Below are 26,084 nucleotides of genomic sequence, written 5' to 3' on the forward strand. Positions count from 1 at the left end.
GCTCAGTCGATCGTGACGAAGCTGTCCATCACGCGCTTGCGGCCGGCCTGCTCGAAATCGATCTCCAGCTTGTTGCCTTCGATCTCCGCGACGGTGCCATAGCCGAATTTCTGGTGGAATACGCGCATGCCCAGGCTGATGTCGCTGCGCCCCTTGTTGCCCAGGCTGACCGCGCTGGCGCGTGCCTCGGTCACGCGCTTGGGCGACGCGGAGAAGCTGCCGGCCGTCGCTGCGCGTTGCCAGCCGGGGCCGCGGCCCGTGCCCCGCGCGATCGAGGCGAAGGGATCGGCGCGCTCGGACCAGTTGGCGCGCCACAGGCTTTCGCCGCCCGACATGCTGTTCTGCTCGACGATATGCTCACCGGGCAGTTCGCCGATGAAGCGGCTGGGGATGCTGCTCGTCCATTGCCCGTAGATGCGGCGGTTGGCGGCGTGCATGATCACCGCGCGGCGGCGTGCGCGCGTGATCGCGACATAGGCGAGCCGGCGCTCCTCCTCCAGGCTGGCGAGCCCGCCTTCGTCGAGCGCGCGCTGCGAGGGGAAGACGCCTTCCTCCCAGCCGACCAGGAAGACGGTGTCGAATTCCAGCCCCTTGGCGGCATGGATCGTCATCACCGTCACCTTGGGATCCTCGGCGGTGGCGTCGTTGTCCATCACCAGGCTGACATGTTCGAGGAACGCGCCCAGCGTCTCATATTCCTCCATGGCGCGGACGAGTTCGTTGAGGTTCTCCAGCCGGCCCGACGCCTCGACCGACCGTTCGGCCTGCCACATCGCGGTATAGCCGCTCTCGTCGAGGATCTGGCGCGCCAGTTCAGGGTGGGGCAGCGTGTTCGCCATGTCGCGCCAGCGCGCGACGTCGCCGATGAAATTGCCGAGCGCGCGGCGTGCCTGCGGCGTGATCTCGTCGGTGTCGAGGATGCGCGCGGCGGCGAGCGTCAGCGGGATGCCCTGCGCGCGCGCCAGCATGTGCAGCTTCGCCAGCGCCTTGTCGCCCAGGCCGCGCTTGGGCACGTTGACGATGCGTTCGAAGGCGAGGTCGTCGGCGGGCTGGTGGACGATGCGGAGATAGGCGAGCGCGTCGCGGATTTCCTGCCGCTCATAGAAGCGGAAGCCGCCGACGATGCGGTAATTGAGGCCGATCGCGATGAACCGGTCTTCGAACTCGCGCGTCTGGTGTTGCGCGCGGACGAGGATGGCGGTGTCGTCGAGCGATCCGCCTCCGCGCACATGCGCCTCGATCTCGTCGCCGACGCGCCGGGCTTCCTCCGGGCCGTCCCATATGCCGATCACTTCCACCTTCTCGCCGCTGCCGGCGTCGGTGAAAAGCGTCTTGCCCAGACGCCCGGCATTGTTGGCGATCACGCCCGATGCCGCCGCCAGGATGTGTGAGGTCGATCGGTAATTCTGTTCCAGCCGGATCACCGCCGCGCCGGGGAAATCCCGTTCGAACTTCAGGATATTCTCCACCTGCGCGCCGCGCCACGAATAGATCGATTGATCGTCGTCGCCGACGCAGCAGATATTCTTGCTGGCCTGGGCGAGCAGGCGCAGCCACAGATACTGGCTCGAATTGGTGTCCTGATATTCGTCCACCATGATATATTTGAAGCGCTGCTGATACTGTTCCAGCACGTCGCGATGCGCTTTCAGGATCGTCAGCATGTGGAGCAGCAGATCGCCGAAATCGCAGGCATTGAGCGCGCGCAGCCGATCCTGATAGGCGCGATAGAGTTCCTGGCCGCGGCCATTGGCGAACAGTTCGCTGTCGCCGGCGTCGAGCATGTCGGGGGTGAGGCCCTTGTTCTTCCACCCGTCGATCAGCCCGGCGAGCTGGCGGGCCGGCCAGCGCTTCTCGTCCAGATCGGCGGCGGCGATAAGCTGCTTGAGCAGGCGGATCTGGTCGTCGGTGTCGAGAATGGTGAAATTGGATTGCAGGCCGACCAGCTCGGCATGGCGACGCAGCATCTTCGCGCCGATCGCATGGAAAGTGCCGAGCCAGGGCATGCCCTCCACCACGTCGCCCACCAGTCGGCCGACGCGCTCCTTCATCTCGCGCGCCGCCTTGTTGGTGAAGGTGACCGACAGGATCTCCGACGGCCAGGCCTTGCGCGTGTAGAGCAGATGCGCGAGCCGCGCGGTGAGCGCCGCTGTCTTGCCGGTGCCGGCGCCGGCCAGGACGAGCACCGGGCCTTCGGTGGTCAGCACAGCTTCGCGCTGCGGGGCATTCAGTCCGCGCAGATAGGGCGGTTCGTCGGGGGAGGGTGCGGGAACGGTCACCGGCGAACAGTTAGGGAACATGGGCGGCCGGGGCAAGCGCCCTGCGGCATGATCCGGCGCAAAAACTATTGCTGGTCTTCCGCGACCCTCACCTGATTTCGGCCGTATTTCTTGGCGAGATACAGCGCCTGGTCGGCGGCCTTGAGCGCGGCGCGCGGATCTTCGTGCAGCAGTACATCGGCGATTCCGGCCGAGAAGGTCACTGTCGGCAGCCGCTTGCCCGTATCGCGATTGACCAGGCTGCGTTGCGCCAGGCTCGCGCGCGTCTCGTCGACGATGTCGAAGGCCTGATCGCAATTCATGTCGCGGAACAGCATCACGAATTCCTCACCGCCATGGCGGGCGACATGACAGGCTTCGCCCGAGATGCCCGCAAGGATGTCGGCAACCAGTTTCAGTACGCGATCGCCGGTTTCATGACCGTGCGTATCGTTGACCGCCTTGAAATGATCGATGTCGCAAAAGGCTATGGTGAGTGGTTTGCCGTCGGCGCGCGCGGCATTGGATTGCTCGGTCAGCCGCGCCTCGAAGGCCCGGCGATTGGGCAGGCCGGTCAGATGGTCGTGTTCGGCGGCGTGGCGGGCGCTCGCCAGGCTTTTTTCGAGCAACTGAACCTGTTTCTGCTGATCGCGCAGATCCTTCTCGATGTCGCGGGTTTCCTTGATCATCGACTCGGTAAGGTTGAGCAGTTTCAGGAATACGCCGGAATTGCCGCCGTCCTCGCTCAGATCCTCGGCGGCGCCGGCCAGGGCCTTGCCGTAATCCTTGGCCGACATGTGCGAACGGTCGATGACCGTCGCGGCGTCTCCCAGATTGGCCTCGACGCGCTCGATCATCGCGCGGAGCGCATCCGCCGTCAGTTCGGTATTCTGCTCGGCGGCGACCAGCGCTTCGGCCCAGCTGTCGGTGATCGTGCCGGCCGCACCGAGCCGGGCCGCGACCGCTGTCGCGATCCGGTGATTGTTGCCGGTCAGATAATCGCTCGCAAGGCTGAAATTGAGCGGCGTCAGATCCAGATCGTGCGCGAACAGGAAATCGCCGATCTCGTCGAACAGCCGGCGCCGTTGCTCGCTGATGCGCGCGAACGATCCGTCCTGGGCGTGCTGCCCGTCCTCTTCATTCTCACCGGAGGCGCCGACCCATCGGGCGATCCGCCTCGCTATGCTTTCATGTTCGCTCATACCGATACCGATCCGGGCGCTGTCGCTTTCGGTCCCCACCGCGACGACCCGGACCGCTCCCCACTCAAGTCCGAACTCCCACCCCCATAAAGGCGGTTTGCCTTCGCGCCGAGTCCTTAGTTGCGAAATTTCTCCATTTATCCAGCGACAAAGCGTTCGAATGCCGCCAGATTCAGCGAAGCGATCGATCGCGGCATCGCCGAAGTGCGGATCAATGCGCGATCGTGCGGAAGAAGTGTACGGCCTCCGGGCCGGGATTCTCGTACCGACGGGTGGTGTCGTCGCAGCGATAGGCATGGAAATCGCCGGTGCCGATGGTCAATGGGCCGTCGATGAAATGGATGATCAGTGTGCCTTGCGTCACGCACACCGTCTCGGTCCAGGCCGGGCCGTGAATGACGGGCAGATAGCTCTGGCCCGCGCCGAGCGACCAGCGCCAGACCTCGACCTCGTTTGCGGCCGTGAAGCTCGACAGCAATGTTCCCTGGCTCGCCGGATCGTCGCCGGCCCAGGCCAGCGCCTCGATCCGTTCGGGATTGGCGCCGGCGGGGCCCTGGACAAGATCGGAGAAACGGACGTCGAGCGCCTCCGCAAGCCGGTCGAGCGTCGCCAGGCTGACATTGGCGTCTCCGGCCTCGATCGCCGCGATCATCCGGCGGCTGACCGAAGATGCGGTTGCCAGCGCGTCCTGGCTCATTGCGCGCGCGCCACGATAGCGGCGCAGATTGCTCGCGACATGCGCGAGAAGGGGCGGGCGGGGTTGACTGTGCAATATATTGCTCATACTGGTTTGTGCATTATGCTGCACAATTTTCGAAGGGGCAAGTCATGGCCGGAAGCATGACCGGAGCGGGCGGGCGCGGTCTCGCGTATCCGATCCTGTTGCTGGTCATCGCGATGGCGTCGATCCAGACGGGCGCCTCGATCGCCAAGCACATGTTCCCGCTGGTCGGCGCGCCCGGCGCGAGCGCGCTGCGGCTTGGCCTGGGCGCCGTGATCCTGATCGTCGCGATGCGGCCCTGGCGCAGCATGCCGCGCATCGGCGAGCGTAGGGCATTGCTGCTGTACGGCACCGCGCTGGGCTGCATGAACCTGCTTTTCTACATGTCGCTGCGCACCGTGCCGATCGGTGTCGCGGTGGCGCTGGAGTTCGTCGGGCCGCTGGCGGTGGCGCTGTTCGGATCGCGCCGGCCCATCGATTTCCTCTGGGTGGCGCTCGCGGCCGCCGGCCTGCTGCTGCTGCTGCCGATCGGAACGGGGATCAGCGATGTCGATCCGGTGGGGGCCGCCTTCGCGCTGGCGGCCGGCGCCTTCTGGGCCGGCTATATCCTGTTCGGGAAGAAGGCGGGCGGCGATCTCGGCGCCGGAAGCGTCGCCTGGGGCACCATCATCGCGGCGGTGATTGTGGTGCCGGTGGGCGTGGCGGACGCCGGTTCCGCATTGCTCAATCCCGCGGTGCTGCCGATGGCGCTGGGCGTCGCCGTCCTGTCGACGGCCTTGCCTTATACGCTGGAGATGATGGCGCTGACGCGCATGCCCACCGGGTTGTTCGGCACGCTGATGAGCATCGAGCCGGCGATCGGCGCGATGTCCGGCCTGATCCTGCTGGGCGAACGGCTCGCCCTGCCGCAATGGCTCGCGATCGGCGCGATCGTGGCGGCTTCGGTCGGCGCCTCGCTGACGGCGCGGGGTACGGAGCACCCGGTTCCGCCGGCGGATTGATTCCCGCTTTCGCTGCCGGCGGAGATGCGGCTATGGCCCCTTCGGGGAGAGGGCCATGACCACACAGAGCGTATCCGCACCGTCCAACCGCCGCATCCTGTTTGCGAGCCTGGTGGGCACATCGGTCGAATTCTACGATTTCTACATCTATGCGACCGCGGCGGCGCTGGTGTTCGGCCAGCTCTTCTTCCCGTCAAGCGATCCGGGCATGGAGATGCTGCTTTCCTATGCCAGCCTGGGCACCGCGTTCATCGCGCGGCCTGTCGGCGCCTGGGTGTTCGGTCATTATGGCGATCGTATCGGCCGAAAATCGACGCTCGTCGCCTCATTGATGCTGATGGGCGGATCGACACTGCTGATCGCCTTCCTGCCGACCTATGCGACGGCGGGCATATGGGCGCCGATCATGCTTAACATCCTGCGCTTCGGCCAGGGCTTCGGACTGGGCGGAGAATGGGGCGGGGCGGCGCTGCTCGCCGTCGAGAATGCGCCGCCGGGCTGGCGCGGGCGCTATGGCATGGTGCCGCAGCTGGGCGCGCCGGTGGGATTCATCGCCGCCAACAGCCTGTTCCTGATCCTGGGCGCGATGATGACGACCGATCAGTTCCTGGCCTGGGGGTGGCGCATACCGTTCCTGCTCAGCATCGTGCTGGTCGGGCTGGGGCTGTGGGTGCGGCTGAAGATCACCGAGACGCCGGCCTTCTCGGCGGTGCTGGAGGAAGGCCCGCCGCCCGCCGTGCCCTTGGGCGAGCTGCTGCGCGACCACTGGAAGGTGACGCTGGGCAGCACCTTCGGCGTGATCGCCTGTTTCGCGGTCTATTATCTCTCCACCGCCTTCGCACTTGGTTATGCGACGAAGACGCTTGGTATCGATCGGCAGGTTTTCCTGTCGATGCAGATCGGCGCGATCCTGTTCATGGGGCTCGGCATCTGCCTTGCCGGCTGGTGGTCCGATCGGATCGGCGCCGGCCGCGTGCTGATCTACGGCACGGTCGCGGCGATCATCACCGGCCTGCTGCTCGCGCCCGCGCTCGAATCCGGATCGCTGGTCATCATCTTCATCGGGCTCAGCGTCGCGTTGCTCGTCATGGGCTTCGTCTATGGCCCGCTCGGCGCCTGGTTGCCCGGCCTGTTCCCGGCGCGCGTGCGCTACACAGGGGTGTCGCTGGCCTTCAACGTGGCGGGCATCGTCGGCGGCGGTCTCACGCCGGTCGCCGCGCAGGCATTGTCCGAATATGGCGGGTTGCTCTGGGTCGGCCTGTATCTGGCCGGGGCCTCGACGATCAGCCTGGTGGCGCTGCTGGTGCTGCGCGCCCGCGACTGAGCCGGCCGTCGATCGCCACCAGGCCAAGGGCGATCAGCGCCATTCCCGCCCATTGACGTGCCGTTGTCGTCTCGTCGAGCACGAGCGCGGCGAGCATGACGGTGAAGACCGGGATCAGGAAGGTGACCAGCAGCGAATTGGTCGCGCCCGCCGATGCGAGCAGCCTGAAATAGAGCATATAGGCGATCGCGGTCGACAATATGACGAGGCAGACCATGCCGAAAAGGGCGTCCACCCCCGGTATCGGCAGCGTCCAGGGGCGATCGAAGACGATCGCGAGCGGAAGCATGAGCAGCGCGGCGGCGGCGAGGTGGCCCGTCGCCACCTCGATCGGCGCGACGCCGCGGTCCGCGAAACGACGACCATGGATGACGGCGAGCGCGTAGGACAGCGATGCGACCAGGCAGGCGATCTGCGCCAGAAGATTCGCGCCCACTCCGTCCAGCGCGTCGGCGCCCATCATCACGGCCACACCGACGACGCCGAAGCCGATGCCGATCAGCTTCGCCGGCGTCGCCTTTTCGTCATGGGTGAGGAGATGGGCGACGAGCACGCCCCATAATGGCGTGGTGGCGTTGAGGATCGACGCCAGGCCGGCCGAAATCTCGGTCATTCCCCAGGTGACGAGGATGAAGGGGAAGGCGAGATTGAGGAAGCCGAGGATGAAATAGTCGCGCCACATAGCGACGCCGCCGGGCACGCGCCGCCCGAGCAGGCGCAGATATCCCCATAGCAGGGCAGTGGCGAGCGTCAGGCGCACGAACACCAGCGTCATCGGCGGAAATCCGCGCAACGCGATCTCTATGAAGATGAAGGCGCCGCCCCACAGGATCGTGAGCACCAGCAGGATGATCCAGTCGCCCGCGCTCATCCGGCGATCGCCGTTCGTCATCACTCCCCTCGCTCCAACCGGCGACGCGTCAATCCATCGTCAGCAGCGTCAGCTTCGCCTTGCCGTGGACGCGTTCGACCGCGATCGAGAATCCGGGGATTTCGACGGTTTCGCGCGCGCCGGTCTCCAGGCTGGCCCAGGTACCTGGCGCGATCGCGCCGCGCTCGGCAAGCGCCGCCAGCGCCTGCTGGCCCAGCCCGGTCTCATAGGGCGGATCGAGCATGACGAGATCGAAGGGGCCGGCAAGCGGCGACAGCGCCGATTGCGCGCGGATGTCCGCGCGATCGCCGGCTTTCAGCGCATCGGCATTGGCGCGCAGCGTCGTCAGCGCGGTGCGGTCCTGCTCGACGAAGGTGCAGCGCGCGGCGCCGCGCGACAGGGCTTCGAAGCCCAGTGCGCCGGTTCCCGCGAACAGATCGGCCACGCGCAGATCGTCGAAACCGCCCAGCCGGCTCGCGAGCATCGAGAACAGCGCCTCGCGCGTGCGGTCGCTGGTCGGCCTGGTTGCCTGTCCGACGGGCGCGCGCAACACCCGTCCGCGCCAGTCGCCCGCGATTATCCGCATATCATTTCAGCGCCTTCCTGAACGCGACGAGCTCATGCTGGGGCACTTCCTCGACCGCGCCGCTCGGCAGATCGCCCAGCGAGAGCGTGCCGTAGGATGTCCGGATCAGGCGCGAGACCTGCAGGCCCAGATGTTCGAGCACGCGACGGACTTCGCGGTTCTTGCCTTCGGTCAGCCTCATCTCGACCCAGACATTGGCGCCGGTCCGCCGTTCGAGATTGGCGTCGATCGAACCATAGCGGACGCCCTCGATCTCGACGCCTTCGATCAGGTCCTCAAGCTGCGCCTGCGACACCTGGCCATAGGCGCGGGCGCGATAGCTGCGGACGACGCCGGTGCGCGGCAGTTCGAGCTGCCGCTTGAGTTCGCCGTCGGTGGTCAGCAGCAACAGCCCTTCGGTGTTGAGGTCCAGCCGCCCGACGGGGATCACGCGCGGCAGTCCTTCGGGCAGCCGATCGTAGATGGTCGGACGGCCGGTGAAATCGCGCTCCGCCGTCAGCAGCCCCGATGGCTTGTGATAACGGAACAGCTGGGTGGGGGCCGCCGCCTGCACCGCCGCGCCATCGACGGTGATGCCGTTCAGGTTCGGCAATATCGTCGCGGGGGTCTCGAGCGGCACGCCATTCAGCGCGATTCGTCCTTCGCCGATCATCCGCTCGATCTCGCGACGCGACGCGATGCCCGCGCGCGCGAGCAGCTTCGCAATGCGCTGGCCGGCTTTCGAATCACCCTGGGAAACGGCGTGTGCACCGGCATTCGGGCCGGCGCTGGCGACGGGTTTGGCATGGGATTTCGGCCGGGGGGCGGCAGGGCGTCGTGGATCGGGCTGGCCATGGGATTTCGCGCCGAGATCGGTGCCGCGCCGTCGGTCCGGATTCCGCTGGGATCGGGCGTCGGCATCGGGGCTGCGCCGCGGATCGGGTTTGCCGCTGCGCTTCGCAGCCGGATCGGCATCGCGCCTTGCATCGGTCCGGGCACGGGGCTTCGCACCTGCATCGGCGCCACGCTTCGCATCGGTCCTGCCAAAAGGTTTCGCGCCGGCGTCGCCATCGCGTCCTGAACCGCTTTTTGCCTGGGGCTTCGCGGTTCGTGCCGCGCCGCGCTTCGCTTCACCCCGCGAATAGAGCTTCGAGCCATCATCGACATCGCGCTTCGGCCCCGGCTTGGCGCTGCGCCCGTCACCGGTCTTTGCGCCCGATTGCGGGGCTCCCTTGAAACCCGATCTGGAACCGGTTTTCGAGCCGCCTTTGCGGCTGTTCTTCGCATTGCGCGGCGGCGGGGGCACGGGCGGACTCCGGAACAAAATGAATCAATGCGCGCTCTTGCGCGAGCGGCTATGCGCTACGCGTGTCGCGAGAGGACAAGCGCATAGATGCTGTTTGGGCGCAAGCAAAGGCTGATCAATCGACTGCTCATCGTAGAGGATGAGCCGCTGGTCGCGTTCGACCTGGAACATGCGCTGACCCAGGCCGATTATCAGGTCGTCGCGACGGTCGATCGCTATCGCGATGCGATGGCGGTGATCGAGGCCCAGCCGCTCGATCTGATCCTGAGCGATGTGCGGCTGACGGGCGAGCGCGACGGCGTCGATCTGGCCCGTGCGGTGAAGCCGCACGGCATCAGGCTGATGTTCGTGACCGCGAGCTGCCCCGTCGACGCGCCGGACCTGTCGATCGGCTGCCTCGCCAAGCCCTATGGCCATCGCGAACTGCTCGATGCGCTCTCGGTGATCGATGCGACGCTCGGCGGAAAGAAACCACGCCGATTGCCGCAGGGATTGAGCCTCTACGCGCTTTGAGCGGCGTCGCGCGGTATCGCGTCAGCCCAGATGCGCTTCCACCGTATCGTGGAAGACGCGGATGCCGGTTTCCAGCGTGCCCAAGGTCATGTGCGTGATCGCGCCCGATGCCAGGCCTTCCTGCCCGAGCGCGGCAGCGCGGAAATCCTCGCCGGCGAAAACGCCTTCGTCGAGCAGCGTCCAGCTTCGTTCCCAATGCGCCAGCGCCTTGTCGGTCGCCGGCGGTTCGGGGATCAGCATGAAATCCTCCACCAGCACGCGGTCCACGCCGCGCGGCATCAGCACCATCAGGTTCACATAATCGGGGCTGACGATGATGACGGTTGCGGGAAAGAGCTGATAGGCGAAGGTGATGCTGGCGCGCAGCGATTGCCAGTCGCCGAGGTCGAGCGCCGCGACCGCCGCTTCGCGGCCGACCGCGGAGCGCTGGTGCGGCCCGATCGTGTCGCCGCTGGTCACGCCGTCCTGAAAGAAGGGACCGATCGTGTCCGCGTGCAGCCGCTGGACGTGATAGCTTTCCAGGAACGCGTCCATGATCAGCTTCCAGTTGGCGGGCACATCGTGCGTCTTGCGGCGGAACAGGTGCTGGCCGCCGAGCGCGAAGGCATCGAAATCGTGCGACAGCATCTCGGCGCCCGCAAAGTCGGCCCCTTCGGCGAAGGAGAACCAGATCAGCCCGCCCGCCTCGAAGGTCGGGAGTTCGACCAGACCGAAATCCTGCTTTTCGAGATCGGGGAAACTGTCCGGCCTGGGCATGCCGGACAGCGATCCGTCGAGCTTGTAGGTCCAGGCATGATAGGGGCAGACGAGCCGGGGCGCACAGACGGTCTCGCCACCCTCCACCAGCCGCGTGCCGCGATGCCGGCAGACATTGCGGAACACATGCGCCACGCCCTTGCCGTCGCGCGCGATCAGCAAAGGCGTGCCGAAGCCGTCATGCGGCACCGCCATATTGGGGCGCGGCAACAGTGCCGATGGTGCGATCACCTGCGGGAGTTTCCGGAACAGATGTTCCTGCTCGGCCGCGAAACGGATGGGATCGGTATAGGCGGAGGCGGGCACGCTGGTGATGCCTTCGCCGCTGCGCGGGCAGCCATGCGCGATCGCATCAGCCAGCGCGAGCTGGCCCGGTGTGGGGGTGAGCGCGTTCATGCCGCCATTCCTCTCCGTTCGCGGTATTCCGGTCGTTCTGGGGCTAGGCATATCGCAGAATTTCTATAGTTTCCCGCGGAAATTGCAGGGGTGGGATATGGTTCATGGCTGACGCTACGGCATCCAACGATAAGCAGCGCACATGGATCGACGGCGTGAAGCCTTATGTCGAGAAAGCGCCGCTGGCGTCGTTCTTCCTGGGCATATCGTCGGGCTTTCCCTTCGCGATGATCGGCGCGACATTGACCACCCGGCTGGCGCAGGACGGGATCGACAAGAAGACGATCACCGCCTTCACGCTCGTCTTCCTCGCCTATAATTTCAAGTTTCTCTGGGCATGGATCGTCGATGGCGTTCGGCTGCCCCTGATCGGGCGCCTTGGCCAGCGCGTGTCGTGGATGCTCGTGATGGGGGCGGCGGTGATCGCGGCCGTCGTCAACCTGGCGCTGGTCGATCCGGGTGACGGGATCGGCGCGATCGTGACGGCGGCCATCCTGGTGGGCGTCGCCGGCGCCAGCTTCGATATCGTGATCGATGCCTATCGCATCGAGATACTCGAGCCGCGCCAGCTTGGCGTCGGATCGGGCATGACCCAATATGGCTGGCGTATCGGCTCGGCCGGAGCGGGGGCGCTCGCTCTGGTGGTCGCGGCGCGGCTGGGGTGGGAAGCGGCCTATCTCGCCTGCGCGGCGCTGGCGCTGCCGGCGATGATCGTCGCTCTGCTGATGGGCGAACCCAAGCGCCACCATGCGCCGACGCGGGAACGCGGCGTGCAGCGGACGCTGGCCGCGATCTGGCGGCCGTTCGTCGAGTTCCTGCAGCGTCGCGGTGCGCTGCTCGTCCTGTTGTTCGTGCTGATCCACAAGATCGGCGACACGCTGGCGAATCTGACGTTCCGGTTGCTGTTCGACGATCTTGGTTTCAGCAATGACGAGATCGCGATCTACGACGTCGGGGTCGGTTTCTGGGCCTATCTGATCGGGATTTTCGTCGGCGGCTTTCTCTATGCGCGCATGGGCATGAAGCGCTCGGTGCTGCTGAGCCTTGTGCTGATGTGCGTATCGAATTTCAGCTTCGCGTTGCTCGCGGGCGCCGGACACAGCAATTGGGGCATGGCGGGCGCGATCGGATTCGAGAATTTCGCGAGCGGCATCGGTGGCGTGGTGGTGATCGCCTATTTCTCCGCGCTGGCCGATCTGCGCTTCACCGCGGCCCAATATGCGTTGATCTCCGCCGCCTCCAGCATCGTCGGCCGCTTCCTGACCGGCACCACCGCTGGCGGGCTGGTGGAAGGCATGGGCTATGTGAATTTCTACCTTCTGACCACCCTGGCCGCGGTGCCGGGCATCATCCTGTTCTGGCTGATGATGCGCGCGGGGCTGATCGATGCGTCGATCGGCAGCGCGGGCAAGGAAGGCGCGGGGAGCACGCAACAGGATCCTGCCTGATACCCTGGCTGATCGCTTCCGCCCTGATCCAGATCGCCTGCGCGATCCATGTGATCCGCAACGGGCGCAACCAGACCTGGATCATGGTGATCATGTTCCTGCCGCTGGCCGGCGCCGCCGCCTATTTCATTCTCGAGATCCTGCCGGGCCTGCGCGGCAATCGGCATGTCCGCACCGCGCATGCCAAGGCCGTGGCGCATTTCGATCCCGAGCGCGACCTGCGCGCCGCGCGGGAGGCGCTGTCGCTGGCGGATACGGTGGCGAACAGGATCGCGATGGCCGACGCGCTTGCCGGGCTGGATCGCCATGAGGAGGCGATATCCTGTTATCGCGATGCGCTGGCGCGTTCGCCGGGTGGCGACGACCGGACCAAGGCCAAGCTCGCCCGTGCGCTGATCGAGATCGGCGAGGCGGCCGAAGCGGAACGGCTGGTCGACGAGATCGCGCAGCCGTCCGGCATCGGCGAGCAGGACCGGCTGGCGATGCTGCGCGCGCGCATTCTGGAGGCGCAAGGCAAGCTCGCGCCGGCAATGGCGATCTATGCAGATCTGGTCTCGCGCTATCCGGGCGAGGAAGCGCGCTGCCGCTATGCGGCCCTGTTGCTGCAGACCGGCGATCGTCGCCGCGCCCGTGGCGTGCTGGAGGAAGTGGAACAGCGCATGAAACGCCTCGACCGCACCCAGCGCGGGGCCGAGGCTGACATGTACGACTGGGCGATGGACCAGTTGCGTGGATTGCGGACAGATACGGGTACATAGGGCAAGAATGCTGCGATGAGCCATCTCATCCTCCGCTACGAACCCGATCCGGACGATGAGGTTGGCCGGCTCTGGTTCGATGTCCGGACGGCGCTTTTCTCGGGATCGTCTTTTTTCTGGTCGAACCTCGGTGAGTTACCGGACCTGATCGAGCAGATTGGCCGATATCCACTCGACGGCAAAACGAATTGCCGATGGGAATGGGGGGCGAGCGGAGACGCCAGCCTCGTCGCGGCTCTCGACGTGATGCAGGTGAAGGTGAGCGGGCGACTGGAAGCACGTGTGCGTCTCGCCGACTTGAACGATGTATCGCAATGTCTCGCGATCAGTTTTGAGACTGAATATGTGCTTCTGGATGCATTTCGTGGTGAGCTGAAGGCAATGTATGACGGGAGATCGGGCAAGGCATTGCTTGCGGGCGTTGGATAGTGGGTGCCGTGCATCGATCGGCCCGAACATCATTCTAATTCCCGATTACGTTCGATCCATCCATCTTCGTCATTGCGAGCGAAGCGAAGCAATCCAGTGTAGAAAGCATCCCGGGATTGCTTCGCTTCGCTCGCAACGGTCGCTCGTCTTCAACTGATGTGACTCGAAGGGGAGGGCAGGGCTTCGACAAGCTCAGCCCGAATGGGTGGTTGGAGTTGGTGATTTACCGGAAAACCACCGTCTTGCCGTCATTCAGGAACACCCGGCGTTCGCCCAGCGCATTGACCGCGCGGGCCAGCACCTGCGCCTCGATGTCGCGGCCGATGCGGATCATGTCATCCACTGACGCGCGGTGATCGACGCGTTCCACCGCCTGTTCGACGATCGGGCCTTCGTCGAGGTCGCCGGTCACGAAATGCGCGGTCGCGCCGATCAGCTTCACGCCACGCGCATGCGCGCGGTGATAGGGTTTCGCGCCCTTGAAGCCGGGCAGGAAGCTGTGATGGATGTTGATGCAGCGACCGCTCAGCCGTTCGGAGAAATCCTGCGTCAGCACCTGCATGTAACGGGCGAGCACCAGCAGTTCGGCGCCGCTATCGGCCATCAGCGCCTCGATCGCGCGCTCCTGCGCGTCGCGATTGTCGGCATTCACCGGCAGATGATGCCAGGGCAGGCCATGCCATTCGACCAGTCCGCGCAGATCGTCGTGATTGGAGACGACACCGACGATATCGACGGACAGGCCACCGGTCTGGCGCCGGTGCAGCAGGTCGTTCAGGCAATGCGATCCCTTGGAGACCGCGATCAGCGCGCGCGGGCGTTCGTCGGCGGCGGTCAGCGACCAGTCGAGTTCCAGCGCCGCCGCCGTCCCGGCGAACTGCGCGCGCAATTCTTCGGTATCGCCCGGAAAATCGGGGCCGCCGGCGGTGAAGACGACGCGCATGAAGAAGCGCGCCGTCTCGATATCGGCATATTGCTGGCTGTCGAGGATGAAGCCACTGCGCGCGGCCAGGAACGCGCTCACACCCGCGACGATGCCGACCCGGTCGTTGCAGGTCAGCGTCAGGATCCAGCTCGGTTCGCTCATCAGGCGGCAAGCCCCGGAACCGCGACCGCGCTCACCGTATCGGCTTCGAAACTGCCGATCGGATAGGCGCAATAATCGGCGGCATAATAGGCGCTGGGCCGATGGTTGCCCGATGCGCCAAGCCCGCCAAAGGGCATGTTGCCCGCAGCCCCCGTGGTCGGTCGGTTACGGTTGACGATGCCCGCGCGGCTTTCCTCGATGAAACGGTCCCAGAGCGCGGCGTCGGCGCTGATCAGGCCGGCGGACAGGCCGAACGCGGTGGCATTGGCCGCCGCGATCGCCGCATCGAAATCACCGACACGGGTGATCTGGAGGACGGGCGCGAAGATCTCTCCATCGGGCACGTCGATCCCCGTCACGTCGAGGATCGCCGGCGTCACGAACGCGGCCGAACGCCCGTCGATCCCGCCGAAGTCGCGGATGGTGCGTGCGCCGCGCGCCTGAAGCCCGGCAAAGGCGGAGCGGGCGCCCGCCGCCGCCGCGTCCGAAACCAGCGGCCCCATGAAGCCATCCTCGGCATCGTTCCAGGCGCCGATGCGCAGCCGGCCCGCCATCGCATCGATCGCATCGACGATCGCGTCGCCCGTCGCTCCTTGCGGCACGATCAGGCGGCGCGCGCACGAACAGCGCTGGCCGGTGGTGACGAAGGCGGACTGGACGATGATCGACGCGGCGGCCTCCGGCGAATCCCAGGCGATCAGCGGATTGTTGCCGCCGAGTTCGAGCGCCAGGATCAGGTGCGGTCGGTCGATCGTCGCGCGCTTCAATGCCGCGCCGGCGCCCGCCGAGCCGGTGAAGAGCAGACCATCGATATCGGCCGCGACCAGGGCTTCGCCGGTCGCGCGCGCGCCCTGCACCAGATTGAGCACACCGGCGGGAAGACCCGCCTGTTCCCAGGCCTTGACCATGCGCTCGCCGGTGGCCGGCGTGATCTCGGACGGTTTGAAGACGATCGTGTTACCGGCCAGCAGCGCCGGCACGATATGGCCATTGGGCAAATGGCCGGGGAAATTATAGGGGCCCAGCACCGCCATCACGCCATGCGCGCGATGGCGCAGCACCGCGCGGCCGAAATCGGTGTCCGACGCGCGTTCGCCTGTCCGTTCGGCATTGGCGGCGATCGAGACGGCGACCTTGCCGATCATCGATCCGATCTCGGCGCGCGTTTCCCAGAGCAGCTTGCCGGTCTCGCGCGAGATCAGTTCCGCGAACGCCTCGCGATCGGATTCGAGCGCGGCGGCGAAACGACGAACGGCGGCGATGCGATCGTCGAGCGGGGCCGCGCGCCATGCCGGCAGCGCGGCGCGTGCCGCCGCCACCGCCTGTGCGATGTCATCCGCCGTCGCGGCCGCGCCTTCCCACACCGTCTCTCCCGTTGCGGGATCGAGCGATCGGAAGCTCTCGCCGCTCGCCTGCTGCCATTGGCCGTTCACATGCATCGATATCACCCATTCACTCGAACGGCCTCACCTTCGCGGAGGCCTAGCGCGGTTGCGGTTTGCGGATCAACGGTCACCATGCCGTCGTCGATCGCGGCGGCTGCCTGCGTCGCCCGGAATTTGGGGATGGCGACGCTCGAAAGCAAATATTGCGGCCCGTCCACATCATGGCCGATCGCCAGGCGCAGCGTGCGGCTGCCGCGCACCGTCGCCAGCGAATCGCGCGCGCAGGTCATGGTGGGGCCGCCATCGAAAATATCGACCAGGCCCGACCGTTCGAAGCCTTCGCGCTCCAGCAGTGCCAGCGCGGGTTCGCCGTCCCGGTGGACGCGGCCGATCGCTTCCGCCGCGCCATGGTCGATCAGCTCGACATAGATGGGGTGACGCGGCGCCAGATCCAGGATGAACTGGCCGTCGCTCGCGGTGACCATATGATCGGCCTGTTCGAACGGGATGCGGTAGAATTTGTAAGACACGCCTTCCCAGAAGGGCGATCGGCCGTCCTCGTCGAACCAGCCGCGCAATTCGGACATCACGGTGTGCGAGAAGCGCAGCGGATCCGCGCCGATCAGCATGTAGCGCGATCGGGCGAGCAGGCTGCCGGCGCCGCCACTGCGACGGTCGGCGCGGACGAACAGCGATCCCACCTCGGTCCAGCCCGCACATTCGTTGACCAGCACCAGCGCCTGGTGATCAAAGCGCGTCTTCGTCGCCAGCGAATGCTGGGCGAGAGTGACGATCCGGAACGAGAAATGGGGGCGGCCGATGCCGACCCCCGCGCGCACGCCGGCGACGCCCGCGACCGCACCGGTCTCGCCGTCGGTCAGCATCAGCGTGTACCAGGCTTCCGCCGGCGCGATCGCTCCCGTGAAGCTCTGCTGGGACAGGGCAAGCCGTTCGGAGAGGACGGCTTCGTCCTCAGGCAGGCTGGTGAAGCCGCGGCCCGAAAGGACCGCGAGCTCCATCAATGCCTCCAGGTCCGCCGGTCCGGCGGGCCGAACCACCAGCATCAAGCGGCCTTTGCGAGTTGCGCGCGAGCAGCCTCGCATGCCGCTTCCAGCCGGGTGACGGCTTCGGCCGCTTCCTCATGGCTCAGGATCAGCGGTGGCAGCAGGCGGACGCAATTCTCGCCGCCGCCGGCGACGAGCACGCCATGATCCCGCGCCAGCGCCATGAATTCGCGATTATTGGGGATCATCTTCAGGCCGATCAGCAGGCCCTTGCCGCGCACGTCGACGATCAGGTCGGGATAGCGGGCGGCCAGATCGGTCAGCCGCGTCTTGAGATCGTCGGCGATCGCACGAGCATGCGTCAGCGTGCTTTCCTTGGCGATCTCGTCGAACGCGGCGATCGCGACCGCCATCGCCAGCGGGTTGCCGCCGAAGGTGGAGCCGTGCACGCCCACGGTCATGCCCTTCGCGGCTTCGCGGGTGGCAAGGCACGCGCCGACCGGGAAGCCGCCGCCCAGCGCCTTGGCGACGCCCATGATGTCGGGCTCCGCGCCTTCGAACCATTGGTGCGCGAACAGCTTGCCGGTCCGGCCCATGCCGCTCTGTACTTCGTCATAGATCAGCAGCACGCCATGCGCGGTGCAGAGATCGCGGACGCGCTTCAGCCATTCGCCGGTCAGTGCGCGCGCGCCGCCTTCGCCCTGCACAGGCTCGACGATCAGCGCCGCCGTGGTCGGCCGCGCGATCGCTTCGGCGATGCCGGCCTCGTCGTCGATGGTGAGCTGGACATAGCCGGGCAGGCGGGGACCGAAACCCTCGACATAGGAAGGGTTGCCCGCCGCGTTGATCGCCGCATAGGTCCGGCCATGGAAGGATCCGGCGAAACCGATGATATCGATCCGCTCGGGCTGGCCGTTGACGAAATGATAGCGGCGCGCGGTTTTGAGCGCGCATTCGATCGCCTCGGATCCCGAATTGCCGAAAAAGACGACATCGGCGAAGCTGGCGTCGGTCAGGCGCTCGGCAAGCTCATCCTGCCCCGGAATGCGGAAGATGTTGGAAACGTGCCAGAGCTTGCCGGCCTGTTCGGTCAGCGCCGCGATCAGCGCGGGATGGGCATGGCCGAGCGCGTCGGTCGCGATGCCGGCCACGCAATCGAGATAGGCGCGACCGTCGATATCATGCAGCCAGGCGCCATTGCCGTGCGACACCGCCAGCGGCGCGCGATTGTAAACTCCCATCAATGCGTCGGTCATGTCGTTGCTCCCATTAGGGCGATTTGCAGTTCGATGGAATCATCGAACGACTCGAAAATCGCGTTAAAACAAACATATAGAGCAGGCTCTCCGCTTCCATCAAAGCACAGCCCGCTCTAGTCCAAAATCCACACGCCCCATCGGCGTCGGGGCCATCAGTCTTTGCACCGCGCCCGAAAGCCTGCGCGTCTCCTCCGGCACCAGCCGCTGATACCAGTGCGCATTGCCCGGACCGATGCCATGCTCCGCGCTGAAGCTGCCGCCATACTCCTCGACAACCGCGACGAACACCGCCGCGCGCGCGGCTTCGCCGATTTCCGGATCGAATGGTCCCGCCTCGGCGGGCCAGACCATGTTGAAGTGCAGCCCACCATCGCCGATATGCCCGAAATCGAGGATATGAAGCTGCGGCGCGATCGTCGACAGCCGCTTCGCCAGATCTTCGCGGAAACGCATCACGTCGCCCCGGCGGAGCGCGATATCGCAGGCGACGACCTTGCCGGCGGCGCGCAGCCCCTCGGGGACCGCATGGCGGATCGCCCAGAGCCCATCGCCACGATCGACGGCGGTGTCGCGGATCGCGCCGCGCTCGAACCAGGGCATCAGCGTGGCGCCCAGCCTCTCTTCCAGCCATTCCGCATCGAACGCCGCGCCCGCCGCAAGCTCGACCAGCACGGCATAGTCGGGACGGACGCCGCCAAAGGGATCGCGCAGTCGCGGCACATGGTGCAATGCGGCGTCGAGGGCGGGGCCGGAAATCCCTTCGAACGCGGTCAGCAGCGTGCCGAATGCACCTTCGAGCGCGGTCAGCAACGCGGTCGCGGTTTCCGCGCGGTCGAGCGCGATCATTGCCGTCACCGTCGCGACGGGCTTGGGCGACAGCGCGAGCGTCGCGCGCGTCACGATGCCGAGCGAGCCGGAACTGCCGACCAGAAGCTGCTTCAGGTCCAGCCCGACATTGTTCTTCCATAGCGCGGCGCCGAGCGTGATCAGGCGCGGTTCGGCGTCGGCCGTCACCAGTTCGATGCCGAGCAGGTTGCGGCGCACATCGCCATAGCGAAGGAAGCGTGCGCCACCGGTGTTTGCGGCGATCATCCCGCCCACGGAAGGGTCGGCGCCCAGATCGATCGGGAAGAACAGGCCGTGCTCGGCGGCGGCCGCATTGATCGCCGACAGCGGCACGCCGGCATCGACTTCGGCGGTGCGGTTGACCGGATCGATCACCGGGGGACGGGCGAGCCGTTCGAGCGAGAGCAGGACGGCGTCCCCCTCCGGTCCGGCGATGCCCGCCGCGACCAGCCCGGTGCGCGCGCCTTGCGGAACCAGCCGCACCTTTGTTTCCGTCGTCCGGCGGACGATCTCCAGCACCTGTTCGGCGCTCGACGGGCGCACCACCGCGAGCGGCGAACCGGTCGTGCCGCGTCCGTCGCTGGCATAGCCCGCCAGATCGCCGGCCTCGGTCAGCAGATTGGCAGGGCCGACAATCTCCGCCAGTGCGCGGAGCAGGGCAGCGTGATCGCTCACGCCGCCCGCGTCATCGCGAAGATGCCCGTCGCGTTGCCGCTGTCGAAAGCGAGGTCGAGCCCGCCCGTCGCGGGATTGGTTTCGCGCGTGATGAATTCATAGAAGGAGCCGGGTACGGTCCGGCGAACCGACTTGTCGTCGTCGCCCAGAAATTCGCGCTCGACCGGATCGGCACGGAATGCGGTCTGGCGGACGCGGCCGCTGCCCGACACCTCGACGCGATCCTTGATCGGCCAGTCGGCATCGCGCAGCCGATCGGCCAGCGCATCGACATCGGCGACGCGGTCGGTCGCATGGTTGAAGGCATTGCCCTCGGTCGCGATCCAGCCTGCCTCGGCCGAGCGGGCAAGCAGCGTTTCATAGTCGGAGACGCGGACGGCACCGTGATGACGTTCGAACGCGGCCGCGATCCGGGGAAGCATGGCGAGCGCCTGTGCGAACGGCACCGAGCCGTGGCGGCTGAAATCATGGAGCAGGGCGGCTTCCTCCGGCCCCAGCGGATCGCGCGATCCGCCGAACACGCGCCGGGCGGCGGCGCCGAACGCGTCGTCGAAGCGTTCGACATGCAGTTCGCTCACGAAATATTGCGGGATCGCCTCGGGCATGTCGCGATGACAATAGGCATGGCCGGTCATCTTGAGCGCGGGCAGGGGGTAGACGCCCGCGACATGATAGCCGAGCGGCGCGAGAATGCGCGCAAAGGCTTCATGGCCGGCGGGCAGCCCGCCGGTCGGGCCGACGGGGAAGCGGATCGTACGCAGCGCGCCGTGATCGAACAGGATGCGCTCGCCGCGCGCCAGCCGCTCAGCGCCATAAGCGGCTCCGCTCGGGACCCGCGCCAGCAACCCGTCGAACAGAGTCACGCCCAGCGCCATCGCGAAAACCGCGCGAGAGACATTGGGGCCGGTTTCGGCGAGCAGGCGCGCATCGATCGCCAGCGCGTCGAGCGCCGTCTTGCCGGCTGCCTCGCCCAGTGTCCCGACGACGAGCCGCTCGATCGTGCTTTCATTCCCGCTGTGCATGATTACCTCCAACGCGATATGGCGCTCCTCTGACGTGAATGCTAAGCTGAGGCAAACGCGAAGGGGTCATCTGCTGATGACAGATTGGAATGAAGGCGCGCGCAGACTGTTGCCGCCCATGGGAGCGCTGAACAGTTTCGCTGCGGCGGCGCGGCTCGGCAGCTTTTCGCGCGCGGGAGAGGAAGTGGGACTGACTCAGAGCGCGGTCAGCCGGCAGGTGGCGCTGCTCGAAGACTGGTTGCAGACGCCCTTGTTCACCCGCGCGGGCCGCCGGGTGAGCCTGAATGCGGAAGGCCGCGCCTATGCCGAAGAGGTGGGGCCGGCGCTCGATCGCATCCGCCGGGCGACGGCGCGGCTGTCGGGCGGTCGGCCGACCAATGAGCTCAGCATCGCGACGCTGCCCAGCTTCGGCATGCGCTGGCTCGCGCCACGGCTGCCACGGCTCACCGCGCGCCATCCCGAACTGGTTGTCAATTTCGCCGCGCGCTCCTTTCCCTTCGCCTTCGCCGACGAGCCGTTCGACGCGGCGATCCATTTCGGCCGGGCCGATTGGCCCGATGCGGTGCATGATTTCCTGTTCCGCGAGGCCGCGATCCCGGTCTGCTCGCCCGACTGGCTCGCCGCCAACCCGATCCGCGAGCCCGCCGACTTCATCGGCAAGAGCCTGTTGTTTCAGACGTCGCGCCGCACCGCCTGGGATCGTTGGTTCCGTGCGGCCGGGGTCGAGGCGTTCGCGGCCGGCGGGCCGGTGTTCGAACATTTCCTGATGCTGGCGCAGGCGGCGGCGGCTGGGGCGGGAGCGGCGCTGATCCCCAGCTTCCTGATCGAACCCGAATTGTCGGCGGGCAGCCTGGTCTGCCCGATCGAGATCCCGCTTTCGACCGACGAGGCCTATTATCTCGTCTATCCCGAGGCGGCGGCGGCGAATGCGCCGCTCGCACGATTCAGGGCGTGGATCGATGAGGAGGCGCAAGGCGTTCCCGCCTGAGCGTCATTCTCCGGGGCGCGGTGCCAGCCGACGCAGCGTCAGTCGCGAGAGTTCGAGCGCGCGGTCGCGCGGCATGCGCGTGGGCGACAGGCAGAAATCGATCCAGAGCCCGTCCGTCACCGCCGAAAGCAGTGCAGCGAGATCGTCGGCCGGCACCGGCCCGGGCGGCAGGCGCCGCACCGCTTCGGCCAGCATCTCGCGCAGCCGGTAATTGTAATCCTCGCTGACCGCCGCGAATTCCGCGTTGCTGCGCACCAGCGTCCAGAAGGCGATCCATGCGCCCAATATGTCGGGATTGGCCCATTCGTCGGAGAACAGCATCACCAGGAAGCGGTCGATCGTTTCCCATGGATCGTCGTGCGGCAACGCCATTTCCGCCTCGAAGCGGACGATCACGCTGTCGCACAACTCCTGATAGGTTTCGAGGAGCAGGTTTTCGGGATTCTTGAAATAATGGCGGAGCAGGCCGTGCGAGACGCCCGCCTGGCGGCAGATCTCACGGCCCGTGGTGCCACGCGCGCCCAGCCGGGCAAGGCAACTGATGGTGACCGCGAGCAGATCCTGGCGGCGCACGGTCGGCGCCTGACGGCGCACGCGTCGCCTGGGCTTCGCTGCGGCTTCGGCGTTTGTTTCCACGGACTTGGTCATCGCCCGGTGCATATCGCAGCCGGCCGGGCGCACAGCAAGCGTTCAGACGGAATCGTGCGTCAATTGCCCACCGGCACGCCGAACAGATCGTGCTCGTCGGCATCCTCGATCTCGACCGCGACGATATCGCCGGGTTTCAGGCCGTCGGCGTCGCGCAGATGGACTTCGCCGTCGATCTCGGGCGCATCGGCCTTGGATCGGCCGGTGGCGCCGCCCTCGTCGTCGGCAGCATCGATGATGACGTCGAGCGTGCGGCCGATCTTGGCCTCCAGCTTCTCCGCCGAAATACGTGCGGTCAGTTCCATCAGCCGGGCGTAGCGTTCTTCCTTCACCTCCTCCGGCACCGGATCGGGCAGGTCGTTGGCGGCGGCGCCCTCGACGGGCTCGAAGCGGAACGCGCCGATGCGGTCGAGCCGCGCTTCTTCCAGCCAGTCCATCAGATAGCGGAAATCATCCTCGGTCTCGCCGGGGAAGCCGACCACGAAGGTCGAGCGGACGGCGATGTCCGGGCAGATGTCGCGCCACGTCTTGATGCGTTCCAGCACCTTGGCTTCGTTGGCGGGGCGCTTCATCGCGCGCAGCACGTTGCGGCTGGCATGCTGGAAGGGGATGTCGAGATAGGGAAGGATCAATCCCTCGGCCATCAGCGGGATGACCTGATCGACATGCGGATAGGGATAGACATAGTGGAGCCGCACCCACGCACCCAGGCTGCCCAGCTCGCGTGACAGGTCGGTCATGTGTGCGCGGACTTCGCGGCCATGCCATTCGCGCGGCTGGTGGCGGATATCGACGCCATAGGCCGAGGTATCCTGGCTGATCACCAGCAATTCCTTCGTGCCGGCGGCGACCAGCTTTTCGGCTTCGCGCAGGATCGCGTCGGGGCGCCGGCTGACCAGATCGCCGCGCAGCGACGGGATGATGCAGAAGGCGCAGCGATGATTGCAGCCTTCGGAGATCTTCAGATAGCTGTAGTGACGCGGCGTCAGCTTCAGGTCGCGCTCGGGCACCAGGTTGAGGAAGGCGGAGGGGGGCATCGGCGCCGCTTCGTGCACCGCGCCGACGACTTCCTCATATTGATGCGCGCCGGTGATCGCGAGCACGCCGGGAAAGCGTGCGCGGATCGCTTCGGCTTCCTTGCCCATGCAGCCGGTGACGATGACGCGGCCATTCTCCGCGATCGCCTCGCCGATCGCCTCCAGGCTCTCCTCCTTCGCGGAATCGAGGAAACCGCAGGTGTTGACGAGCACGACATCGGCGCCGGCATAGTCGGGCGACATGCTGTAGCCGTCGGAGCGCAGCTTGGTCAGGATGCGTTCGCTGTCCACAAGGTTCTTGGGACAGCCGAGCGAAACCATGCCGACTTTCGGCGGAGAGGGAAGTTGGAGTGCCATGGGAGCGCGCCACATAGTGGTTATGGGCGCAAATGTCATCAGGTAGCGACACTCTCCGCCTGATCGGTTATTTCAGCCTGCCGTCTCCGCGAACGATCGCGAGGATCGTGTCCCCCGCCTGCAGGGTCCGCGCGTCGGGATGCCAGAAGGGGATCGGCTCGCCGCCGCGATAGATGCGGACGCCGATGCCGTCGCCGATGGCGGCCAGGGGCTTGCCGACCTCGTCCGCCGAAACCGCGCGTTCGGTCAGCTTCACGCTGCCGTCGGTGGCCGCGAGATCGGCCATATAATCGGCGATATGCGGGCCATGGCATGATCCGGCGAGCAAGAGCCCCGCAAAGCTGACCGGATTGATCACCGTGGTGGCGCCGGCCTGACGCGCGAGGATCTCGTTGTCCTCGGCGCGGACCAGAACGCTGATCGGCACCGTGTCGGCCAGATGGCGGACGGTGAGCACGATCAGGATCGAGGTGTCGTCGCGTCCCGCCGAGACGATGACGTTGCGGGCGCGGTCGATCTTGACCGCCTTCAGCGTCTCGTCGCGCGTCGCATCCGCCTCGATCACGGCGCAGCCGCACGCCGCCGCGCGCTCGAGAGCGATGGGCGAGGTGTCGATCACCACGATCTCACGCGCATCGGTGCCGCGCGCGAGCAGTTCCTGCACCGACTCGGATCCGCTGGTGCCGAAACCGCAGACGACGATATGGTCGTGAAGATTCTTCTGGATCAGCTTCATGCGCCATTTGTCCCAGGTTCGCTTGAACACGAAATTATAGGCCGTGCCCAGAAAGACGAGCACGACGAACACACGGATCGGCGTGACGATCAGTGCATCGAACAGCCGCGCCCGTTCGGAAACCGGTGCGATGTCGCCATAGCCAGTCGTCGTGATCGAGATCATCGTGAAATAGATCACATCGATGAAGCTGACATGCCCGTCATAATTGTCGCGCAGACCCGTGCGGTCGATCCAATGAACCCCCACCGCGATGCCGACGAGCGCGAGCACGAACAGCACGCGCCAGCCGATCGAGAGCCAGACCGGCGTGCGCGAATTGCGCTGCAATGTCTCGTAACGCAGGTCGAGACGGGATTTGCGGATCGCCATCAGGCCGGCGGCAGGTGCTTGAGCGGATCGACCGGCTTGCTGTTCTGCCGGATCTCGAAATGGAGCTGGGGCTGGTCGGCGAAGCCGGACTGGCCGCTGCGCCCGATCACCTGGCCGCGTTTCACCGCCTGCCCACGCGAGACCAGCAATTCCTGCGCATGGCCATAGGCCGTCGCCCAGCCGCTGCCATGGCGGATCAGGATCAGCCCGCCATAGGCGTTCACGCCGTCACCGACATAGGCGACCACGCCGTCCGCCGCCGCCTTGATATCGGTGCCGCGCGGCAGCGCGATATTGACGCCCTGATTGATCTGGCCTTTTCCACTCGGGCCGAAACGCGTGAGCAGCCGGCCGGTTGCCGGCCAGCCGAAGCCGCCATGAAAACTCGCCGGCACGGCCACGGCCGCAGTGGGCGGCAAGGTGCGTGCCGCGGTGGCAACGGGGCGGGCAGGGGGCTTGCCTTCCGGTTGGGCGGGCTCGCCGCCGCTCAGGATCGAGGCGATATCGAGCCGGAAGGCGGCCGCGCGCTGCTCCATCGTCTGGCGCGCGGGCGGCACCGCCGCATCGGGCAGCGCCAGGCGCTGGCCGACGCGCAGCACGAAAGGTTCCTGCAGGCCGTTGAGCGCGAGAATGTCCGACCAGCCGACGCCATAGGCGCGGGCGATCGCGATGCCGGTCTCGCCCTGGCCGACCTTGTGATAGCGTCCGGCGGGAATACGCAGCATCTGGCCGGGAAAGATGGTGTAGGGTGCGGCGAGACTGTTGGCGCGCGCGATCGCTTCGGATCCCGCCCCGGTCTTTTCACCCACGCCGCGCAGCGTATCGCCGTCGAGCACACGGTAGAGCGAGCCCTCCACCTGTTTCGCGCCGGCGGACGCCGGTTTCGCTTCCCAGGCCGGCGGCGTTTCCGGCAGATTGGCGATCTCGGTTTCGAGCATCGGCACGGGCGGCGGCGGAGCGGGAGGCGTGTTTCCGGCACGCGGCACGCAACCCGCCGCGAGCAGCGTCGTCGCTGCGATGATGCTTCTGGTCCCCACCCTAGCGCCCATGCCTTTCAGACTAGCATAGATTTCAGCGGTTTGCATTCACCGTGATGCTTGTTCGGGAAAGCGCGGAAGAG

24 protein-coding genes are annotated in these 26,084 nt (G+C 66.5%); 7 read left to right on the top strand and 17 right to left on the bottom strand.

Going from position 1 to position 26,084, the window contains the following annotated elements; genetic code table 11:
* Window positions 1–2 precede the first annotated feature (2 nt).
* The 3 genes from K7G82_RS01420 to K7G82_RS01430 all read right to left on the bottom strand — a co-directional run bounded on the left by K7G82_RS01420 (window position 3) and on the right by K7G82_RS01430 (window position 4,232).
* Window positions 3–2,279 carry an ATP-dependent helicase gene (locus K7G82_RS01420; protein ID WP_222988025.1) on the bottom strand — a complete coding sequence of 759 codons (2,277 nt, stop codon included), beginning with the start codon at window positions 2,277–2,279 and terminating at the stop codon, window positions 3–5.
* A gap of 65 nt (window positions 2,280–2,344) precedes the next feature.
* A complete protein-coding gene (locus K7G82_RS01425; RefSeq protein WP_222988026.1) occupies window positions 2,345–3,460 on the bottom strand; it encodes a GGDEF domain-containing protein in 1,116 nt (371 codons plus the stop codon).
* A 211-nt stretch (window positions 3,461–3,671) separates the two neighbouring features.
* Window positions 3,672–4,232 (bottom strand): helix-turn-helix domain-containing protein, encoded by a 561-nt coding sequence (locus K7G82_RS01430; RefSeq protein ID WP_222988027.1) that lies wholly within the window; start codon window positions 4,230–4,232, stop codon window positions 3,672–3,674.
* 56 nt (window positions 4,233–4,288) lie between these two features.
* On the opposite strand from K7G82_RS01430, the gene rhtA reads away from it, so the two are divergent.
* Both rhtA and K7G82_RS01440 read left to right on the top strand, forming a co-directional pair.
* Complete coding sequence (gene rhtA / locus K7G82_RS01435; RefSeq protein WP_222988028.1) at window positions 4,289–5,182, top strand: threonine/homoserine exporter RhtA; 894 nt, start codon at window positions 4,289–4,291, stop codon at window positions 5,180–5,182.
* A 55-nt stretch (window positions 5,183–5,237) separates the two neighbouring features.
* On the top strand, window positions 5,238–6,506 hold the full coding sequence (locus tag K7G82_RS01440; RefSeq protein WP_222988029.1) for an MFS transporter: 1,269 nt from the start codon (window positions 5,238–5,240) through the stop codon (window positions 6,504–6,506).
* On the opposite strand, the gene K7G82_RS01445 is transcribed toward K7G82_RS01440, so the two are convergent.
* From K7G82_RS01445 to K7G82_RS30160, 3 genes are read right to left on the bottom strand one after another with little or no spacing between them, the layout of a single operon-like run.
* Window positions 6,466–7,398 carry a DMT family transporter gene (locus tag K7G82_RS01445; RefSeq protein ID WP_222988030.1) on the bottom strand — a complete coding sequence of 311 codons (933 nt, stop codon included), beginning with the start codon at window positions 7,396–7,398 and terminating at the stop codon, window positions 6,466–6,468. The genes K7G82_RS01440 and K7G82_RS01445 overlap by 41 nt on opposite strands.
* Before the next feature lie 28 nt (window positions 7,399–7,426).
* A complete protein-coding gene (rsmD, locus tag K7G82_RS01450; protein WP_222988031.1) occupies window positions 7,427–7,963 on the bottom strand; it encodes a 16S rRNA (guanine(966)-N(2))-methyltransferase RsmD in 537 nt (178 codons plus the stop codon).
* Window position 7,964: 1 nt separating this feature from the next.
* On the bottom strand, window positions 7,965–9,248 hold the full coding sequence (locus K7G82_RS30160; protein ID WP_222988032.1) for a pseudouridine synthase: 1,284 nt from the start codon (window positions 9,246–9,248) through the stop codon (window positions 7,965–7,967).
* An 87-nt stretch (window positions 9,249–9,335) separates the two neighbouring features.
* Here K7G82_RS30160 and K7G82_RS01460 point away from each other — a divergent pair, with 87 nt between their 5' ends.
* The gene (locus K7G82_RS01460) at window positions 9,336–9,761 is read left to right on the top strand and encodes a response regulator (protein WP_222988033.1); all 426 of its coding nucleotides are present in this window, start codon (window positions 9,336–9,338) and stop codon (window positions 9,759–9,761) included.
* A 21-nt stretch (window positions 9,762–9,782) separates the two neighbouring features.
* Here the strand turns inward: K7G82_RS01460 and K7G82_RS01465 are convergent, their stop codons facing one another.
* Complete coding sequence (locus K7G82_RS01465; protein ID WP_222988034.1) at window positions 9,783–10,913, bottom strand: aromatic ring-hydroxylating oxygenase subunit alpha; 1,131 nt, start codon at window positions 10,911–10,913, stop codon at window positions 9,783–9,785.
* A gap of 104 nt (window positions 10,914–11,017) precedes the next feature.
* Between K7G82_RS01465 and K7G82_RS01470 the strand changes: the two genes are divergently transcribed.
* From K7G82_RS01470 to K7G82_RS01480, 3 genes are read left to right on the top strand one after another with little or no spacing between them, the layout of a single operon-like run.
* Window positions 11,018–12,361, top strand: a complete 1,344-nt coding sequence (locus tag K7G82_RS01470) for an AmpG family muropeptide MFS transporter (RefSeq protein WP_222988035.1) — start codon at window positions 11,018–11,020, stop codon at window positions 12,359–12,361.
* 50 nt (window positions 12,362–12,411) lie between these two features.
* Window positions 12,412–13,119 carry a tetratricopeptide repeat protein gene (locus K7G82_RS01475; RefSeq protein ID WP_343228503.1) on the top strand — a complete coding sequence of 236 codons (708 nt, stop codon included), beginning with the start codon at window positions 12,412–12,414 and terminating at the stop codon, window positions 13,117–13,119.
* Window positions 13,120–13,134: 15 nt separating this feature from the next.
* On the top strand, window positions 13,135–13,548 hold the full coding sequence (locus K7G82_RS01480) for a hypothetical protein (protein ID WP_222988036.1): 414 nt from the start codon (window positions 13,135–13,137) through the stop codon (window positions 13,546–13,548).
* Between the two features lie 223 nt (window positions 13,549–13,771).
* On the opposite strand, the gene purU is transcribed toward K7G82_RS01480, so the two are convergent.
* The 6 genes from purU to K7G82_RS01510 form a co-directional block, all read right to left on the bottom strand.
* Window positions 13,772–14,635 (bottom strand): formyltetrahydrofolate deformylase, encoded by an 864-nt coding sequence (gene purU / locus K7G82_RS01485; RefSeq protein WP_222988037.1) that lies wholly within the window; start codon window positions 14,633–14,635, stop codon window positions 13,772–13,774.
* Window positions 14,635–16,074 (bottom strand): succinylglutamate-semialdehyde dehydrogenase, encoded by a 1,440-nt coding sequence (astD, locus tag K7G82_RS01490; protein WP_222988038.1) that lies wholly within the window; start codon window positions 16,072–16,074, stop codon window positions 14,635–14,637. The genes purU and astD overlap by 1 nt, the downstream gene beginning before the upstream one ends.
* Before the next feature lie 5 nt (window positions 16,075–16,079).
* Window positions 16,080–17,123 carry an arginine N-succinyltransferase gene (locus tag K7G82_RS01495; RefSeq protein ID WP_343228504.1) on the bottom strand — a complete coding sequence of 348 codons (1,044 nt, stop codon included), beginning with the start codon at window positions 17,121–17,123 and terminating at the stop codon, window positions 16,080–16,082.
* Window positions 17,084–18,280, bottom strand: coding sequence for an aspartate aminotransferase family protein (locus K7G82_RS01500; RefSeq protein WP_222988040.1), 1,197 nt, complete (start codon window positions 18,278–18,280; stop codon window positions 17,084–17,086). The genes K7G82_RS01495 and K7G82_RS01500 overlap by 40 nt, the downstream gene beginning before the upstream one ends.
* Window positions 18,281–18,379: 99 nt before the next feature.
* Window positions 18,380–19,804, bottom strand: a complete 1,425-nt coding sequence (locus K7G82_RS01505) for an FAD-binding oxidoreductase (protein WP_222988041.1) — start codon at window positions 19,802–19,804, stop codon at window positions 18,380–18,382.
* The gene (locus K7G82_RS01510; RefSeq protein ID WP_222988042.1) at window positions 19,801–20,826 is read right to left on the bottom strand and encodes a 2-oxoadipate dioxygenase/decarboxylase family protein; all 1,026 of its coding nucleotides are present in this window, start codon (window positions 20,824–20,826) and stop codon (window positions 19,801–19,803) included. Before K7G82_RS01510 ends, K7G82_RS01505 begins: the two co-directional genes overlap by 4 nt.
* 76 nt (window positions 20,827–20,902) lie before the next feature.
* Between K7G82_RS01510 and K7G82_RS01515 the strand changes: the two genes are divergently transcribed.
* Window positions 20,903–21,814: a LysR substrate-binding domain-containing protein gene (locus K7G82_RS01515; RefSeq protein WP_222988043.1), complete on the top strand. Its 912-nt coding sequence runs from the start codon at window positions 20,903–20,905 to the stop codon at window positions 21,812–21,814.
* 3 nt (window positions 21,815–21,817) lie between these two features.
* Here the strand turns inward: K7G82_RS01515 and K7G82_RS01520 are convergent, their stop codons facing one another.
* The 4 genes from K7G82_RS01520 to K7G82_RS01535 form a co-directional block, all read right to left on the bottom strand.
* A complete protein-coding gene (locus K7G82_RS01520; protein ID WP_222988044.1) occupies window positions 21,818–22,462 on the bottom strand; it encodes a TetR/AcrR family transcriptional regulator in 645 nt (214 codons plus the stop codon).
* Window positions 22,463–22,521: 59 nt separating this feature from the next.
* Window positions 22,522–23,856, bottom strand: coding sequence for a 30S ribosomal protein S12 methylthiotransferase RimO (rimO, locus tag K7G82_RS01525; protein WP_222988045.1), 1,335 nt, complete (start codon window positions 23,854–23,856; stop codon window positions 22,522–22,524).
* Between the two features lie 67 nt (window positions 23,857–23,923).
* On the bottom strand, window positions 23,924–24,964 hold the full coding sequence (locus tag K7G82_RS01530; RefSeq protein WP_222988046.1) for a potassium channel family protein: 1,041 nt from the start codon (window positions 24,962–24,964) through the stop codon (window positions 23,924–23,926).
* Window positions 24,964–26,001, bottom strand: coding sequence for a peptidoglycan DD-metalloendopeptidase family protein (locus K7G82_RS01535; protein ID WP_343228505.1), 1,038 nt, complete (start codon window positions 25,999–26,001; stop codon window positions 24,964–24,966). Before K7G82_RS01535 ends, K7G82_RS01530 begins: the two co-directional genes overlap by 1 nt.
* Window positions 26,002–26,084 lie beyond the last annotated feature (83 nt).

Origin of the sequence: Sphingomonas colocasiae, from assembly GCF_019880585.1 — a bacterium.
In the GTDB taxonomy this organism is placed as follows: domain Bacteria; phylum Pseudomonadota; class Alphaproteobacteria; order Sphingomonadales; family Sphingomonadaceae; genus Sphingobium_A; species Sphingobium_A colocasiae.